Raw genomic sequence first — 14,608 nt, 5'->3', positions numbered from 1 at the left:
CTCGAGCAAGGATCCGGTGATGACGACAACTGGGGGCGGGCGATTCCGAACAGGTCTGGCCGCTGTCGGGGTTTTCCTCGCGGCCTTCCTGACGGGCAGGTACGCCCTGGTGGCCTGGCAGCTCAGGGCACCGGAGGATGCTCGCTACCCCTATCCCAATCCGGGCATGACGGACCTCCGGGACACGGTGACCCTGCCCGCGCGTGCCCTGGCGCGGGGGATCGACCCCTACCGGGTCGACGCCTACACGACGGCCTTCCCCCATGCCCAGGAGTTCGACCCCTACATGCCGTGGTGGTTGACCGTCACCAAGCCGTTGGCAGACCTGCCGTGGGACCGGGCGACCCTGGTCTGGTCCTGGGTGCTGGCCGGGTGTGTGTCGGCCTGCGTCGTGGGCGTGAGTGCCCGCATTCGGCAACTGGGGGCCGGAACATGGTCACCGGTCCTGCTGGCAGCCGGGATGATCTGTGCCCAGTGGCTCTGGCGCCCGACCACCTTTGGTCAGGGCCTGGGCAATGTGGGGGCGCTGGCGAGCCTGGTCACCCTGCTGGCCATTCTGCCTGCGGATCGGGACCGGTGGCTGGCTCCATGGGTTGCCCTGGCCTGGGTGAAACCCCAGTTCGGCATCCCCGTCGTGGTGGTGCTGCTGTGCCGTGGGCAGTGGCGGCGGGTGCTCGGGGGGACCATGATGGCCGTGGTGGCCAGCCTGCCCATGATCGGCCGGCTGGTCCAGCTGGAGGGTGGTCTGCCGGCCTTGCTGCGGACGGTGCTGGCCAGTGCCTCCCAGCTGTCAACCCGAACGGACCTGGAGCCGCTGCAGGGGCGCGTGGACACGGTGGCGCAGCTCACCCTCTGGGGGGCGCCACCCAGTGGAGCGGTGGGGCTGCTGGCGGGCGCGGCGGTGCTGGCGCTGACGGCCCGGCTGGCCATGACCGTGTCGGAGCGAAGCCCGGCCCCCGCCACGTTGCTGGTGGGCCTGGCCCTGCTGGTCACCTTTCCCCACATCCACTACGACCTGGCACTGCTGGCGCCCCTGGTGGTGTGGGTGGTGGTCGATCGGCGTGGGGGGCGGTGGGCGTTGGCCATCGCCCTCTTCCTGGCAGTCGTCGGCCTCCTGCCCGGTCATGCGCTGGTGGGAGGGGAGTACAACCGGGTGCAGGCAATGGCGGTTCAGCTGGCCTTCCTCGGGGCACTGGGCTGGGCGCTGACCGAGTTCCGCACGATCCGGCGGATTCCTCGTGGCACTAGGCTGGATCAATGAATTCCACCCACATGAAGGTTGGCGCCGTCGTGCCGTCCGTCAACCGGCCCGACGCGCTCGCCCGGGTGGTCCGGGCGCTGCGACACCAGACCCAGCCGCTGGACCAACTGGTGATTTCCGTGCCGGACCTGCGCGGGATTCCGGAGGAGGTCCAGCACGATGCCGGAGTGCAGCTGGTGGTCGGCAGCCGTGGTGCCTCGGCCCAACGCAATGCCGGTGTGGCCGCCCTGCGTCCGGAGATCGACGTCGTCGTCTTCCTGGACGATGACTCGGTGCCCCGGGAGGACTACGTCGAGGCCGTCGCCCAGGCCTTCGCGCAAGCCCCAGATGTCGTCGCGCTGACCGGTCGAATGGCTCGTGACGGGGCGGCCGAGCACCGGGAGTTGAGCGAAGAGGAACTGACGGCGGCCCTGGTGGACAGTCATGGTGAGGACCTGGTGGAGGTGCGCCCCAGCCGGGAGCTGTACGGCTGCAACATGGCCGTGCGCAGCGGTGCCGCCCGGTCAAACCCCTTCGACGAACAATTGCCAGCCTATTCGTGGCTGGAGGACCTTGACCTGGCCCGGCGGTTGGAGCGGCAGGGCAGGGTCGTCCACGACCCGCGGTGCGTGGTGGCGCACCAGGGAAATGCGTCCGGGGGGCGGGAACAACATCTGCGCTTCGGCTACAGCTGCGTGGCCAACCCGGTCTACCTGCGCCGCAAGGGCAGCCTGCAGTGGCGCGACGTGATCCGCCTGGTGGGGCGTCCGACGGTCGGAAACCTGCGGGGGCTGTTCGGGCAGGACGCTGTGACCAGGCGGGCCCGGCTGCGCGGTGAGCTGTTGGCGTTGCGTGACCTGGTGGGTCGCCGGCTCTCACCCGTGCGAATTCTGGAAATCTGACTCTCAGGATCGGTCGGTAAGCTGGCCAAGCCGGTGCGGCGGGGGACATCACAAGGGGTAAGGGTTTCCATGTTTCTAGAGCAGACCTTTGGGCAGCGGCTCCGAAAGGGGCTGTTGCCGGCGCTGATCGGTGCCGTGCTGGGTGCCCTGATCGGCGTCGCGGCCAGCTTCGCCCTGCCCACGAAGTACACGTCGACGGCCATCGGGCTGGTGGTGGCGAATGCCGGCAAGGATCCCGCGACGGCCAATGCCGGCCAGGAACTGGCCCTGTCGCGTTCCCAGACCTTCGCGGTGGTGGGGGAGTCCCTGGCCGTTGCCCAGGAGGTCAGCCGGATGATGCCCGGGGAACCCGATCCCGCGCAATTGCTCGGCAAGGTGCAGATCGATCCCGGGGCCCTGGTGCCCACGCTGACGGTCACCGCCCAGGCAGACTCCCCGCTGGCTGCCCAGGCCCTGGCCAATGCCTGGATGAAGCAGGTGGAGAAGACCAGCCTGGAACTGGAAACGGCCTCCAGCAAGCAACCCCTGGTGGTGGTCAAGCCGATCGGCAGCGCCACCCTGCCCGGCGGCGCGGACCAGCCCACCGGCCCGGTCCTCATCCTGCTGCTGAGTCTGCTCGGTGCGGCCTCCGGCTTCGTGGTCGGCATGGTCCTGCTGGGCGTGCGGCGGCATCAGCATCCGTGAACGGACTGCTGCTGGCGGCCGGCGCGGTGGCCGTCGTGCTTGCGCCGGCCGTGCTCGCTCTCCTGTGGGCCATGCGCCCGTGGCTGCGGCTGATGGCCGATGGCTGGCAGACCCCCACCGGGCGCCTGGTCCTGGTGCTGGCCCTGGGCGCCGGGGCCTGCCTGGTCATCCAGTTCAGCTTCCTGCTGGTCTTCCCGGCCGAGCAATCCTTCGCGGTCTTCGGGGCAGTCAAGCGGATCGCCCTGCCGTTGATGTACCTGCTGTTCGCCCTGGCCCTGCTCTGGGTTGGTAGCGAGGGGCCGCGGCTGCGCTCCGTTCCCTGGGCATGGTGGCTGCTGCTGGGCTCCCTGGTGGCCAGCACCCTGGCCCAGGTCCTGCTGCCCCGCCAGTCCTTCCAGCTCGGCAACTGGGTGCAGGGCTTCCTGCTGCTGGCCGGCTTCCTGTTGTTCGTCGCCGTCGGTGCCCAGGCGGCGTCGTGGACGCCCGGCCAGGAGCGGGTGATCTGGCTGATGCTGGTTCCCCTCACGCTGTTCGAGTTGTGGTCCAGACAGTCCGTGGGGGTCTTCCTCTCCGTGGCCTTCCCCACCCTGCTGGCGATCCTCTATCTGGCCCTGCGCACCCGGCGCTGGTTGCTGGGCGTGGTTGCGGGTGGCGTGGTCGCGTGGGGCCTGCAGCAACTGTTCGCCGATCCCTTCGGCAGTTCCGCGGTGAAGGGGCAGTTCGCGGTCTGCGTGGCACTGGTGGCGCTGGCGCTGATGCCACTGTGGGCCCGGCTCCCCCTGGTGTTGGCGGCCCTGGCGGCCCTGGTGCTCATGGCGCCCGGCAGCGGGCTGCTCAGGTTGATGCGTGGTCGCTTCGGCGGGGTCAGCGACGTGACCCTGGCCCACCGCGGCTACGAGACCCATCAGGTGCTGGAGCTGCTGCATGCCGACGGCGTCTCCTACTGGTTGGGTCTGGGGCCCGGGGGGACGGTGGACCTCAGCGCCAGCCCGGACTACCTCACCCTGCTCGCGTCGGGGCGTTACCTCCCGGCGGTGGACGATGTCCACTTCCTGACGTCCTGGCTGCTGCTCAAGCTGGGCTTTCTGGGGCTGCTGTCCTTTGGGGTAGTGATTGGCCTTGGCCTGTGGGAGTGCGCGCACGTGCTGGCGGCCCGGCGGCCCGACCCCTTCCGGATCTTGCTGGCCATGCTGTTCGCCGCCGGCGTGGTGCTGGCGCTGCCGGCGGCCACGATGGTCTTCGCGTCCCCCCTGACGGCGATGGCCCTGGGCGTGCTGCACGCGCGTCACGGGAAAGAGCTCACCGGCTCACCCGTTCCCCGGCGCGCAGGGCCGGAGTCTGGGTTGCGTTGGTCACCTCCAACCCGTGGGATCCCAGCAGGTAGTGGTTCTCCCGCAGCGTGACCCCGCGCGGTTCCGGCGCTGCCGGGGCACCGGAGGTCACCAGCACCGCGGGGGTCGCTCGCCGGTGCGCCCGCAGGTCGAAGCGGTTGCCCACCAGCTCCACCCCGGAGGAGCCGCTCAGGATGGTGACCAGGCCTTGACTCCCGGTGCCGGTGGCCGCCTGGGTGAAGCTGTTGCGCTCCAGCCGGACGTTGCGGGAGCGGTCCTCGATGTGGACGGGTGAGAACTGGTACCTGGTGAAACTGTTGTTGGTGATGCGTACGTCGGCTGCATTCGCCAACCCGATCCCGAAGCCGGCGGCGGCCTGCGGTGAGCCGTAGCGGTTGTCCCGGAAGGTGCAGCCCGCGATGGAGACGTCAAAGAGCCGCGCCGAAGGGGCATTCAGCTCGATGTCGTCGGCCCGGTTGCGCGCGAAGGTGGTCCGTTCGATGGCCAGCCCCGAGACCTCCAGGCGGTCCTGATTGGACAGGTAGAGCGCGTAGTCGAGGTCGGTCAGGGTCGATTCCTCGATCCGCAACGAGCGGATCGGGCCCGGGCCGGTGAGGCGCAGGCCATGGTTCTCACCCCCGCCCTCGCCCCGGGGCTGGCTGCGAAGGGTCACACCGAAGAGCCTGGTGCGCTCGCCCCCTCGCAGCGTCAGCAGGGTGGAAGGCGCCTCGGTCTGGCTGACCAGCTCCAGCCGGTGCAGCTCGACGTCGTTCCCCTCCACGCTGAACAAGCCGGTCGGGGGCCGTCCCGGACCGTCTCGGAGCAACAACCGGGCCCCCTCACCCTCGCCCCGGATGGTCGTCCCGGTGGGCAGCTCCAGGGTGGCACCGTCCCCCTCGGGCAGCACCACGCAGGTGCGGCCGGCCGGGAGCAGGACGGTCCCGCCCGTGGTCCCCAGTTGGGACAGTGCCCGGGCCAGCGCCGGACGGTCATTGCTGCGGGCGTCACAGCGGGCGCCGACGTCGGTCAGGCTCACCGTTCGGGCGGGCTCCTCCTGGCAGCCCGTCAGCAGTGCAGCCAGCAGGAAAGCCGCCGGCCAACAACGCCTGGACATCTCGTCACCCGGCTTCGTTGGAGGAGGCCTCGGCCCGGCCCAACGCCCGCACGCTCTCGACCACCTCGACCACCGCCCGCAGTGCCAGCCCGGCGAGGACGGCAACCAGGGCGCCACCCGCCTGCCAGCGGATAGCTGCCGGTGCGATCGCCACCAGGCTGGCGATGCCGGTGGTCAGGGTGGCGGTTGCCACGAAGCGGAGGCGCTGGAAGGTGGACAGGACCACGTGGGAGAGCATCAACTCATAGGTGCCCAGGCCGACGAAGACTGCCATGGCCGCGTTCAGGGGCCAGCTGGTGGTGATCACACCGCCACCCAGCACCCGGGTGAGCAAGGGTGCCAGGCCGAAGATGAACAGGCTCAACAGGGTGCACAGGCCCAGACCAGCCCACAGCGTCTTGCGGCCTCGGGCCACCCGGTCGCCCCGGGGAACCCAGCCCTGGAGGGCCGTCACGAAGGGTGTCAGGGCAACCGACATCTGGCGCTGCAGCTTGTCCACGAAGGCGAACATGGGCTGGGCCGCCGGGTTGGCGTGTGCCACGATCACGATCGGCAGGGCGCTCATCAAGGATCCCGCCACGCTGGCCACCACTCCGTCGCGTTGGGCCACCAGCACCTGCCGCACGGGACGCGTGGCCGACGCCGTCGCGCCCTGCTGGCGGAGCCGATGCAGGACCCAGACGGTGCTCACGGCCACGGCCAGGACCATGCCCATCAACTGACCAGCGACGCCCACCATGGCGGAGCCGCCCAGCAGCATCAGCGCCATGCCCAGGACCGTGCCGAGCACGCGCGGGATGGTCTCGGTGGCCAGCAGAGTCCAGGGCTGGACCGCGCCGACGAAGAACCAGTTGGCCGACAGCCCCACGGTGGCCGAGGACACGGCACCCAGGGCGGCGAGGCCACCGTGGCCGGGCTGGGCGCTCAGCATCGAGGCGATCACCACGACGGCGCACACCGGCAGGAAGAGGACCAGCCGGGCGACCAGCGATTCGATGAACTGTCGGCGCGCCTCGGTGGGGTTGGCCCCCGCAAGTTGGGCCGGCCCGGCCATGTTCCAGCCATAGCCCACCACGACGGAGCCCACACCGCCCAGCGACTGTCCCAGCGCCACGGCACCCCAGGCCACGGAGCCGGAGGCCTTCATCATCACCGGGATGAGCAGCAGGGACGCGATGGCGAGCAGGGCCATCGAGGCTCCGAAGCCCACCACGCGGTGTAGCCCAGCCAACTTTCGCACGTGCGTGATCCCTCCCCGAGTGCTGGGACACGCAGGCCCAGACCCGGGACACTCTAGACGAGTCCGAAGCCTGTCGAGTCCGGGCTTCAGGCTGGACTCAGCTGGGTTACACTCGGCTCGGGCTGCGGCCCCGCAGCCCCTGAGGACCAGCGCGGTCATGGAGGGAGAGACATGACATCATCGCCGACTGCTCCGGGGCATCGACGCCGGCTGGCCCAGTTCACCGGCATGGGTTATGACAAGGGACGCCCCGCCGCCGTGTGCGCTGCGTGGGCCCTGGTGGCCGAACCACTCACCAGGTCCGTCCTGATGCCGCCCACCGTCCGGGCCTCGGTGCTGCGGGCCTTCGGCGCCCGGATCGGCCAGAACGTGAACATCCGCAATGGCGTGCGGATCCACTGGCCGTGGAAGCTCAGCGTCGGGGACAACAGCTGGATCGGGGTGGGTAGCTACCTGCTGAACCTGGAGCCGATCACCATCGGTTCGGACGTGTGCGTCTCCCAGCAGGCCTTCCTGTGCACGGGGAGCCACGACGCCAAGGACGTCGCCTTCGAGTTCGACAATGCCCCGATCACCGTCGAGGACGGCGCCTGGGTGGCGGCACGGGCCACCGTGCTGCGGGGTGTGACCGTCGGCCGGGATGCCGTCGTGGGCGCCACCGCCCTGGTCGTGAAGGACGTACCTGCCGGGGCCCGGGTGCTGGCCCCTCGTTCCGAGGCCAGGGAGGCCCAGCCGTGAAGATCATCCAGGTTGCCACCGTCATCACCCCGGAGAATGCCTATGGTGGCCCCACCACCGTGGCCTTCAACCACTGTCGAGCGCTCCGGGATGCCGGGCACGACGTCACCCTGGTGGCGGGTGCCCAGGGCTTCGAGGGTCCGCTGCCGGACACCTTCCAGGACGTGCCGGTGAAGCTCTTCCCCGTCATCCAGGTGATCCCCGGTGCCGGCTTCGCTGGGCTGGCCAGCCCCCAGATGCTGGCCTGGTTGCGGCGCCATGCGCGCCAGGCGGATGCCGTGCACGTCCATCTGGCACGGGACTTCGTGACCCTGCCGGCGGCCTCCCTGGTGCAGAACCTCGGGGTGCGGACCTGCGTGCAGACGCACGGCATGATCGATCCCTCCCAGAAGCTGCTGGCCCGTCCGCTGGATGCCGCGCTCACGCGCCGGGTGCTGCGCGCCGCCGCCCGCGTCTTCCACCTCACGGAGGTGGAGCGCCAGGGTGTCCTGGCGGTGGGCGGCCCCCGTCTCCGGGTGGAAGAGCTCCACAACGGCCTGGATGCCGATTCGATGCCCAGCCCGAAGGAGCACGCGGAGGTGACCGTGCTCTACCTGGCCCGCCTGCAGGCCCGCAAACGCCCTCTGGTCTTCGTGCAGGCCGCGACGGAACTGGCTCGCGAATTCCCTGAGGTGGGCTTCCGGATGGTGGGCCCCGACGAGGGTGAGGGCCCGGCGGTTGCGGCCGCCATCCAGGCCGCCGGTCTGGGCAGACGGCTGCGCTGGGATGGGCCGGCGGACCGAGCGGGTTGCCAGGAGGCCATGGCCACCGCGGACCTGTATGTGCTGCCCTCGGTCGACGAGCCCTACCCGATGTCGGTGCTGGAGGCGCTGGCCGCCCGGCTCCCGGTGGTCCTAACGGACACCTGTGGGTTGGCGCCCGCCGTGGCGCGCGGCGCGGCCGGCACCGTGACCACCAATGACCCCGCCGAGATTGCCGCGGCCATTCGGCGTTATCTGGCGGATCCCGGGTTGCGACGGCAGACCGGGGAGCGGGCCCAGCGCCTGATCCGGGACGAATTCTCGATGCGCCCGATCGTGGAGCAGTTGGTCAGCGCCTACCGAGGGGCCTGAGCACGAGCTGTTCTCGTCCTCGCGGCGGTCGTGGGGCAGGTCAGCTTTCGCTATCGTTTCCGTGGCTGGCGTGACACACGTCGGCCAGATGCATCCGGGGGGAGTTGCCCGGCCGGCAGGCCGGCGCAGGAAAGACACACATGAAGATCTTGATCATCGGGGTGAACTATTCGCCGGAGATTTCTGGCATCGCGCCCTACACCACGGCGATGGCCGAGGGGCTGCAATCCGTCGGGCACCAGGTGAGGGTGTCCACCGGCATCCCGCACTATCCGCAGTGGAGCAATTACACCAACTTCCGCGGCCTTTGTCGTGAGGAGAGCATCCGCGGGGTCACGGTGCGGCGGGTGCGGCACGTGATCGGCTCGGGTGGGATGGGCCTGAGCCGGATCATGCAGGAGGTCACCTTCGGGCTGGGGGCCGCGCTGAGCCCCTGGCACAGGCCGGACGTGGTCCTTTGTGTCAGCCCCGCGCTGATCAGCACCGGAATCCAGGTGCTGCGCAGCAAGCTGCCCGGCCAGCCGCCCGTCACCGTCTGGGTGCAGGACCTGTACAGCAATGGCGCCAAGGAGATCGGCGGCAGTGACCTGAAGAGCAGGCTGCTGCTGGCTCTGGAGTCCCGGATCCTGAAGGCCGCCGACGGGGTGCTGGTGATCCACGAGCGCTTCCGGCGCCACGTCGTCGACGACTTGGGGGTGGACGACGCCAAGGTCTGTGTCTCCCGCAACTGGAGCCACATCGACATCAGCCTGGCCGCGGACCCGGCCGAGGTGCGGCGCAAGTACTTCGGGGATGCCCGGCTGGTGGCCATCCACACCGGCAACATGGGGGCCAAACAGGGGCTGGAGAACATCGTCGAGGCGGCCCGGTTGGCGGATGAGAAGGATTCCGACGTGGTCTTCGGGCTGGTGGGCAATGGCTCCCGGCACGACGCGCTGGTCCAGGCCGGGCGGGGGGTCAAGCACCTGGTCTTCGTGCCCTCCCTGGATGACTCGGAGTACGCCGCCATGCTGCAGTGCGCCGACGTGCTGATCGTGAACGAGAAGCCCGGGCTGCGGGAGTCCGCCGTGCCCAGCAAGCTGACCAGCTACTTCATCCAGGGAAAGCCCGTCGTCGCCGCCACCGAGGCCGACAGCGCCACCGCGGACGAGGTCCGGGTGGCCCAGGCCGGCCCGATCATCGCCCCCGGCGACCCGGCGACCCTGCTGGCGGTCGTGGAGGACATGGCTGGCTCGGTCAACCGGGCCGGCACCTACGGCGCCAATGCCCGACGTTTTGCCGAGGAGAACTTTGCGGCCGTCAAGGCGGTGGCCCGGGTCTCCGAGTGGCTCTCACACTTTCCCCGCCGTCAGTTCCCCACGCTCGTGGATGCCGGCGCAAACATCACGGAAACGGAGTAAATCCATGGCCAAGAAGGCCTTCATCACCGGAATCACCGGTCAGGACGGTTCATACCTGGCGGAGCTGCTGCTGGGCAAGGGCTACGAGGTGCACGGCCTGATCCGTCGCGCGTCCACCTTCAACACCCACCGGATCGACCACCTCTACGAGGACCCGCACGAGGAGGACGTGAAGCTCACCCTGCACTACGGCGACCTGTCCGACGGTGCTCGACTGGTGACCCTGATGGACACCATCCGCCCCGACGAGGTCTACAACCTGGCCGCGCAGAGCCACGTCCGGGTCTCCTTCGACGAGCCGGAGCACACCGCCGACACCACCGGCGTCGGCACCGTGCGGCTGCTGGAGGCCGTGCGCCAGGCGGGCATCAGCCCGCGCTTCTACCAGGCCTCCACCTCCGAGTTGTTCGGCGCCACTCCGCCCCCGCAGGGCGAGGAGACGCCGATGTACCCGCGCTCGCCCTACGGCGCCGCCAAGATGTACTCCTACTGGATCACCAAGAACTACCGCGAGGCCTACGGTCTGCACGCGGTCAACGGCATTCTGTTCAACCACGAGTCCCCGCGTCGCGGCGAGACCTTCGTGACCCGCAAGATCACCCGCGCCGTCGCCGCCATCAAGGCCGGCAAGCAGGACAAGCTGTACATGGGCAATATCGACGCCATCCGTGACTGGGGCTACGCCCCGGAATATGTGGAGGGCATGTGGCGGATGTTGCAGGCCGATGACCCGGAGGACTTCGTGCTGGCCACCGGCAAGGGTTACACGGTGCGCGACTTCCTCCAGTTCGCCTTCGAGGCGGTGGATCTGGAGTGGGAGAAGTACGTCGAGTTCGACGAGCGCTACCTGCGCCCGACCGAGGTGGACGCCCTGATCGGCGACCCGTCCAAGGCCAAGGAGAAGCTGGGCTGGGAGGCCACCGTCTTCACCCCGCAGCTGGCCCGGATCATGGTGGAGAACGACCTGAAGCAGGTTGAGGTGGGCGGCAAGCTGTGGATCGACGCCGCCGTCAATGGCGAGGGCGAATCGCTGCCCGGCTTCAAGACCTGGAAGTGATGCCGATGAGTGAGGACGCATTCACCCCCGCCCCGCTGGACCGCTCCGCGACGGTCTACGTGGCGGGGCACCGCGGCCTGGTGGGCGGCGCCATCCTGCGCAAGCTCACCGACGAGGGCTTCACCGACATCGTCACCCGCAGCCATGCGGAGCTGGACCTGACCGACCGGCAGGCCGTGCTCGACTTCTTCGAGCAGACCCGGCCCCGCTACGTCTTCCTGGCCGCGGCCAAGGTGGGCGGCATCCTGGCCAACAACACCTATCCCTACGACTTCATCAGCCAGAACCTGCAGATCCAGGTGAACGTGATGGATGCCGCATTGGCGGCCGGGGTGGACCGGCTGCTCTTCCTGGGCAGCTCCTGCATCTACCCGAAGCTGGCCGACCAGCCGATCAGCGAAGACGCCCTGCTGACGGGCTACCTGGAGGAGACCAACGACGCCTACGCGATCGCCAAGATCGCCGGCATCCTGCAGGTGCAGGCCGCCCGGCGCCAGCACGGGGTGCACTGGATCAGCGCCATGCCCACCAACCTGTACGGCCCGGGGGACAATTTCTCCCCGAAGGGCTCGCATGTGCTGCCGGCGCTGATCCGTCGCTATGACGAGGCGGTGGCCAACGGCACCCCGGTGGTCACCAACTGGGGCACCGGCAGCCCCCGGCGGGAGTTCCTGCACGTGGACGACATGGCCTCGGCCTGCCTGCACCTGATGGAGCACTACGACGGGCCGCAGCAGGTCAACGTCGGCACTGGGACCGACTGCACCATCAAGGAGGTGGCCGAGACCATCGCCGAGCTGGTGGGTTACACCGGGACGGTGGAGTGGGACACCTCCAAGCCCGACGGCACCCCACAGAAGCTGCTGGATGTCAGCTTGCTCAAGGGGGAGGGTTGGCAGCCGCAGTACGACCTGCGTTCCGGCCTGGCCAATGCCATCCAGTGGTACCGGGAGAACAGGGACCAACTCCGGCAGTGAGGCCGGCCGGGCCCTTCTGCTTTCGGCGGAAGGGGCGTGAAGGCGGCAAAATCCCTTGTCATCGGGGAGCGGTGGTGGTCGGTGGTGAGTGCCGCCGGGCCTTATTGGTCAGTTGACCTTGTGAGTGGCAGGGGCGCTGCCTATAGTTCTGCACGGCCGGGGGCCATGTCGGGGGAATGTCCAGCTGAATTCCCAGAGCCAAGGAGCTCCCAATGGCCTCCCTCCGCCGTGCCCGATGCCTCAGCGTGGCAACAGCCATGACCGGCCTGGCCCTGATCGCCCCGGCCCTGCCGGCGAGCGCGGCGCCGGCGCGCCCGGCCGTGGCCCAGAAGTCGGTCGTCACCGTCAGCATGCGCTCGGACACCTACCGTGGCACCGGGGCCCGCGTCCGGGTCGCCCTGAACAAGAAGGTCGTGACCACGATCTCCACGCAGCGCCCCTGGAGGTCCAGCCGGATCCAGTTGCCACGGGCCCTGCGCGCCGGGGACGAGCTCCAGCTCCTGTTCGACAATGATGCGCGCGGTACGGTCAGTGGCCGCCGCCAGGATCGCACGCTGTACCTCCGTTCCCTTGTCGTCGACGGGAAGAGCGTGCCGCTGACCAGCGCCGTCTACGATCAGGGTCATGGCTGGAAGTACGCCACCGATGGCCGCAGGACGAGCAGGTTCAACGGACGGATGCTCACCGACGGTGCTCTGCGCTACCGGGTCCTGGCGGCGAAGGCCGCGCCGACCAAGGCCCGGGCCGTGACCTCGGCCACGGTTCCAGCTGCCGCATCGACGGCCGCGCGTCGGCCCGCCGTCGGTTCCCACCGGGTCACCCTGGACCAGTTCCGTACCGACGGCACCCCCCGGGGCAATGCCAACCAGATCACTGCGGCCCTGGACGTGCTGCGGGCCAAGGGCGGCGGCACGCTGGTCCTGCCCGATCGACGCCTGGTGGTGGATCCCCTGGGCACCGTGGACCTGCCCTCGCGGGTGGCGCTGGTCGGTTCGGGCAGCCGATCGGAATTGGCCCTGTCCAGCGCCGACAAGTCCCGCTATGTCCAGTTGCTGCGGATCAACTCGGACCAGGTGCGGATCGAGAATCTCCGGTTGACTCGGGCCAATGCCGCCTATGGGCGGATGCTCACCATCGCCGGCGGCACGGGGATCTGGCTGTCGGGTGTGACCTTCAACACGGGCGCTGCCACCTGGGGCAATGACTTCTCCGCGATCGACCTGATCAACATGGGAAACCGGGGAGTGCGCGGGCTGACCATCACCGGCTCCACCTTCGAGAACACCCAGTTCGGGCTGCTTAGCAGCAATGCGCGGACCGGGCGGGTGGACGACGTCCTGGTCACCGGCTCGACGTTCCGCAGGAACCATGCCGATGACCTGGAGTTCAACTCGCCCAATGGGGTCATGGCCACGGTCCACGTGGTGGGCAACTCCTTCGCGGACAACCTTTCGACCAGCTCGAACAGCGGCTTCGGCGTGGGGATGGCGCGGGTGACCGGCGGATCCATCGTGGGCAACAGCTTCACCAACTACGCCATGAACCCCGTGCACATCGAGGATCGCTCCTCGGGGATCACGGTCTCCCGGAACACCATGACCAAGGTTGCGCACCGGGCGACCGGCTACGCCTCCGGGGTGATCATCCTCAGCGGCGCGCGTGCCATCACCGTGGAGAAGAACACCTTCGACACCACCAAGCAGGGCAATGGCGTCGACTGCGTCTTCCTCGGGCCGGGCAGCAGCACCGCGCCGAAGCCCAGTGGGGTGACGCTCCAGGGCAACACCTACCGGTTGACCACCAAGTCCCGGGCCCTCGGGAACTACGGCGCCACCGGGGTGGTCGTCGGGACGGGTGAACGCCGGATCCAGGGCTGAGCGGTCCTCAGACGGTTTCCAGGCCCAGGCGCTGGCGCACCTCGGTGGGCCACTGCGCCACGTCCATCCCGTGCCGCACCAGCAGGGCGATGGTGGTGCGTTCCAGCCCAAGCCCGGCGCACGACGAGTGTGCCGGGCTGCCGTCCGGCAGCGTGATGGCGAAGTTCTCGCCGAAGTGGGAGCGGTGGGCATTGCCCGACGCGATGGCGGTGGGCTTGTCGTCGTAGATGCTGACCAGCACCTCGAACTTCAGCGCCTCGCTCTGCTGTCCGACGGCCAGGATCCGGCCCGCCCGCCCGAAGAAGGGGTCGTTGGCGATCTCGGTGGACACCTCGAGCCCCAGGCCTCCCAGCAGCTCGACGAAGTTCTCGAGCCAGCGGTCCCGATGCGCCAGGGCGCCCTGAGGGTTGCCCAGGTAGACCTCCTCCTGCATCCGGAAGCAGACCATCCGCAGCGGATCGGTCTCCGGCTCGTGCCGGAAGCACCAGGAGGTGGTCTCCACCCGGGCCGGCTCGGCCAGCTCGCCGGTGAAGCGCGGGTAGACATTGTGGCAGGTGGCCGGCACCATCATCAGTCCCGACGGCTCCAGCCGGTCCGCCCACTCGCCGCCCTCCTCGTACACCTTGAGCAGCGCCCTGTGGTCCTTGTCATTGCCGGTGAAGGTGTCCACCGCCCCGGTGAGCTGCGGGAAGCTGGCCAGGTAGTCCGTCTTCAGGTAGGCGGCCCGGGGTTCCAGCGGCGGGAAGTGGATCCGTTGCACCTGTTCGTCGGGCTCCTCTAGGGCGATCATCGCCCGGGACAGGCCGGCGACGACGGCCTCGAAATCGGCGCCCCGGCCGTGCACCCCGGGGGTGCCGCTGGGGACCTGGTGACCGGCCTCCTCCAGCCGTCGGGCCAGCTCTGCCCGGGCCCGCTCTCCGCTGCCGATGCTCATGG

13 protein-coding genes are annotated in these 14,608 nt (G+C 69.3%); 10 read left to right on the top strand and 3 right to left on the bottom strand.

Annotation, left to right across the window (positions count from 1 at the left end; all coding sequences use genetic code 11):
* Positions 1 to 19 precede the first annotated feature (19 nt).
* The 4 genes from AAEX60_RS07645 to AAEX60_RS07630 all read left to right on the top strand — a co-directional run bounded on the left by AAEX60_RS07645 (position 20) and on the right by AAEX60_RS07630 (position 4,229).
* Positions 20 to 1,261, top strand: coding sequence for a glycosyltransferase family 87 protein (locus AAEX60_RS07645; protein WP_342102384.1), 1,242 nt, complete (start codon positions 20 to 22; stop codon positions 1,259 to 1,261).
* Complete coding sequence (locus AAEX60_RS07640; protein WP_342102383.1) at positions 1,258 to 2,142, top strand: glycosyltransferase family 2 protein; 885 nt, start codon at positions 1,258 to 1,260, stop codon at positions 2,140 to 2,142. Before AAEX60_RS07645 ends, AAEX60_RS07640 begins: the two co-directional genes overlap by 4 nt.
* 69 nt (positions 2,143 to 2,211) lie before the next feature.
* The gene (locus tag AAEX60_RS07635) at positions 2,212 to 2,826 is read left to right on the top strand and encodes a YveK family protein (RefSeq protein ID WP_342102382.1); all 615 of its coding nucleotides are present in this window, start codon (positions 2,212 to 2,214) and stop codon (positions 2,824 to 2,826) included.
* Complete coding sequence (locus AAEX60_RS07630; protein ID WP_342102381.1) at positions 2,823 to 4,229, top strand: hypothetical protein; 1,407 nt, start codon at positions 2,823 to 2,825, stop codon at positions 4,227 to 4,229. Before AAEX60_RS07635 ends, AAEX60_RS07630 begins: the two co-directional genes overlap by 4 nt.
* Here AAEX60_RS07630 and AAEX60_RS07625 read toward each other — a convergent pair.
* Both AAEX60_RS07625 and AAEX60_RS07620 read right to left on the bottom strand, forming a co-directional pair.
* Positions 4,126 to 5,193 carry a right-handed parallel beta-helix repeat-containing protein gene (locus AAEX60_RS07625; RefSeq protein WP_342102380.1) on the bottom strand — a complete coding sequence of 356 codons (1,068 nt, stop codon included), beginning with the start codon at positions 5,191 to 5,193 and terminating at the stop codon, positions 4,126 to 4,128. The genes AAEX60_RS07630 and AAEX60_RS07625 overlap by 104 nt on opposite strands.
* An 82-nt stretch (positions 5,194 to 5,275) precedes the next feature.
* The gene (locus tag AAEX60_RS07620; RefSeq protein WP_342102379.1) at positions 5,276 to 6,511 is read right to left on the bottom strand and encodes a hypothetical protein; all 1,236 of its coding nucleotides are present in this window, start codon (positions 6,509 to 6,511) and stop codon (positions 5,276 to 5,278) included.
* A 171-nt stretch (positions 6,512 to 6,682) separates the two neighbouring features.
* Here AAEX60_RS07620 and AAEX60_RS07615 point away from each other — a divergent pair, with 171 nt between their 5' ends.
* From AAEX60_RS07615 to AAEX60_RS07590, 6 genes are all read left to right on the top strand, one after another.
* On the top strand, positions 6,683 to 7,249 hold the full coding sequence (locus AAEX60_RS07615; RefSeq protein WP_342102378.1) for a DapH/DapD/GlmU-related protein: 567 nt from the start codon (positions 6,683 to 6,685) through the stop codon (positions 7,247 to 7,249).
* The gene (locus AAEX60_RS07610) at positions 7,246 to 8,361 is read left to right on the top strand and encodes a glycosyltransferase (RefSeq protein WP_342102377.1); all 1,116 of its coding nucleotides are present in this window, start codon (positions 7,246 to 7,248) and stop codon (positions 8,359 to 8,361) included. Before AAEX60_RS07615 ends, AAEX60_RS07610 begins: the two co-directional genes overlap by 4 nt.
* 140 nt (positions 8,362 to 8,501) lie before the next feature.
* The gene (locus AAEX60_RS07605; RefSeq protein ID WP_342102375.1) at positions 8,502 to 9,761 is read left to right on the top strand and encodes a glycosyltransferase family 4 protein; all 1,260 of its coding nucleotides are present in this window, start codon (positions 8,502 to 8,504) and stop codon (positions 9,759 to 9,761) included.
* Positions 9,762 to 9,765: 4 nt separating this feature from the next.
* Positions 9,766 to 10,818, top strand: a complete 1,053-nt coding sequence (gene gmd / locus AAEX60_RS07600; protein ID WP_342102374.1) for a GDP-mannose 4,6-dehydratase — start codon at positions 9,766 to 9,768, stop codon at positions 10,816 to 10,818.
* A 5-nt stretch (positions 10,819 to 10,823) separates the two neighbouring features.
* Positions 10,824 to 11,795: a GDP-L-fucose synthase family protein gene (locus tag AAEX60_RS07595; protein ID WP_342102372.1), complete on the top strand. Its 972-nt coding sequence runs from the start codon at positions 10,824 to 10,826 to the stop codon at positions 11,793 to 11,795.
* A gap of 212 nt (positions 11,796 to 12,007) precedes the next feature.
* Positions 12,008 to 13,672, top strand: a complete 1,665-nt coding sequence (locus AAEX60_RS07590; RefSeq protein ID WP_342102371.1) for a carbohydrate-binding domain-containing protein — start codon at positions 12,008 to 12,010, stop codon at positions 13,670 to 13,672.
* A 7-nt stretch (positions 13,673 to 13,679) separates the two neighbouring features.
* Here AAEX60_RS07590 and AAEX60_RS07585 read toward each other — a convergent pair whose 3' ends face one another.
* The gene (locus AAEX60_RS07585; RefSeq protein ID WP_342102370.1) at positions 13,680 to 14,606 is read right to left on the bottom strand and encodes a hypothetical protein; all 927 of its coding nucleotides are present in this window, start codon (positions 14,604 to 14,606) and stop codon (positions 13,680 to 13,682) included.
* Positions 14,607 to 14,608 lie beyond the last annotated feature (2 nt).

This window comes from Luteococcus sp. H101, assembly GCF_038433155.1.
Classification (GTDB): Bacteria; Actinomycetota; Actinomycetes; order Propionibacteriales; family Propionibacteriaceae; genus Luteococcus.
The sequence above is the reverse complement of the archived record's forward strand: the minus strand, read 5'-3'. Positions and strand labels throughout refer to the sequence as shown.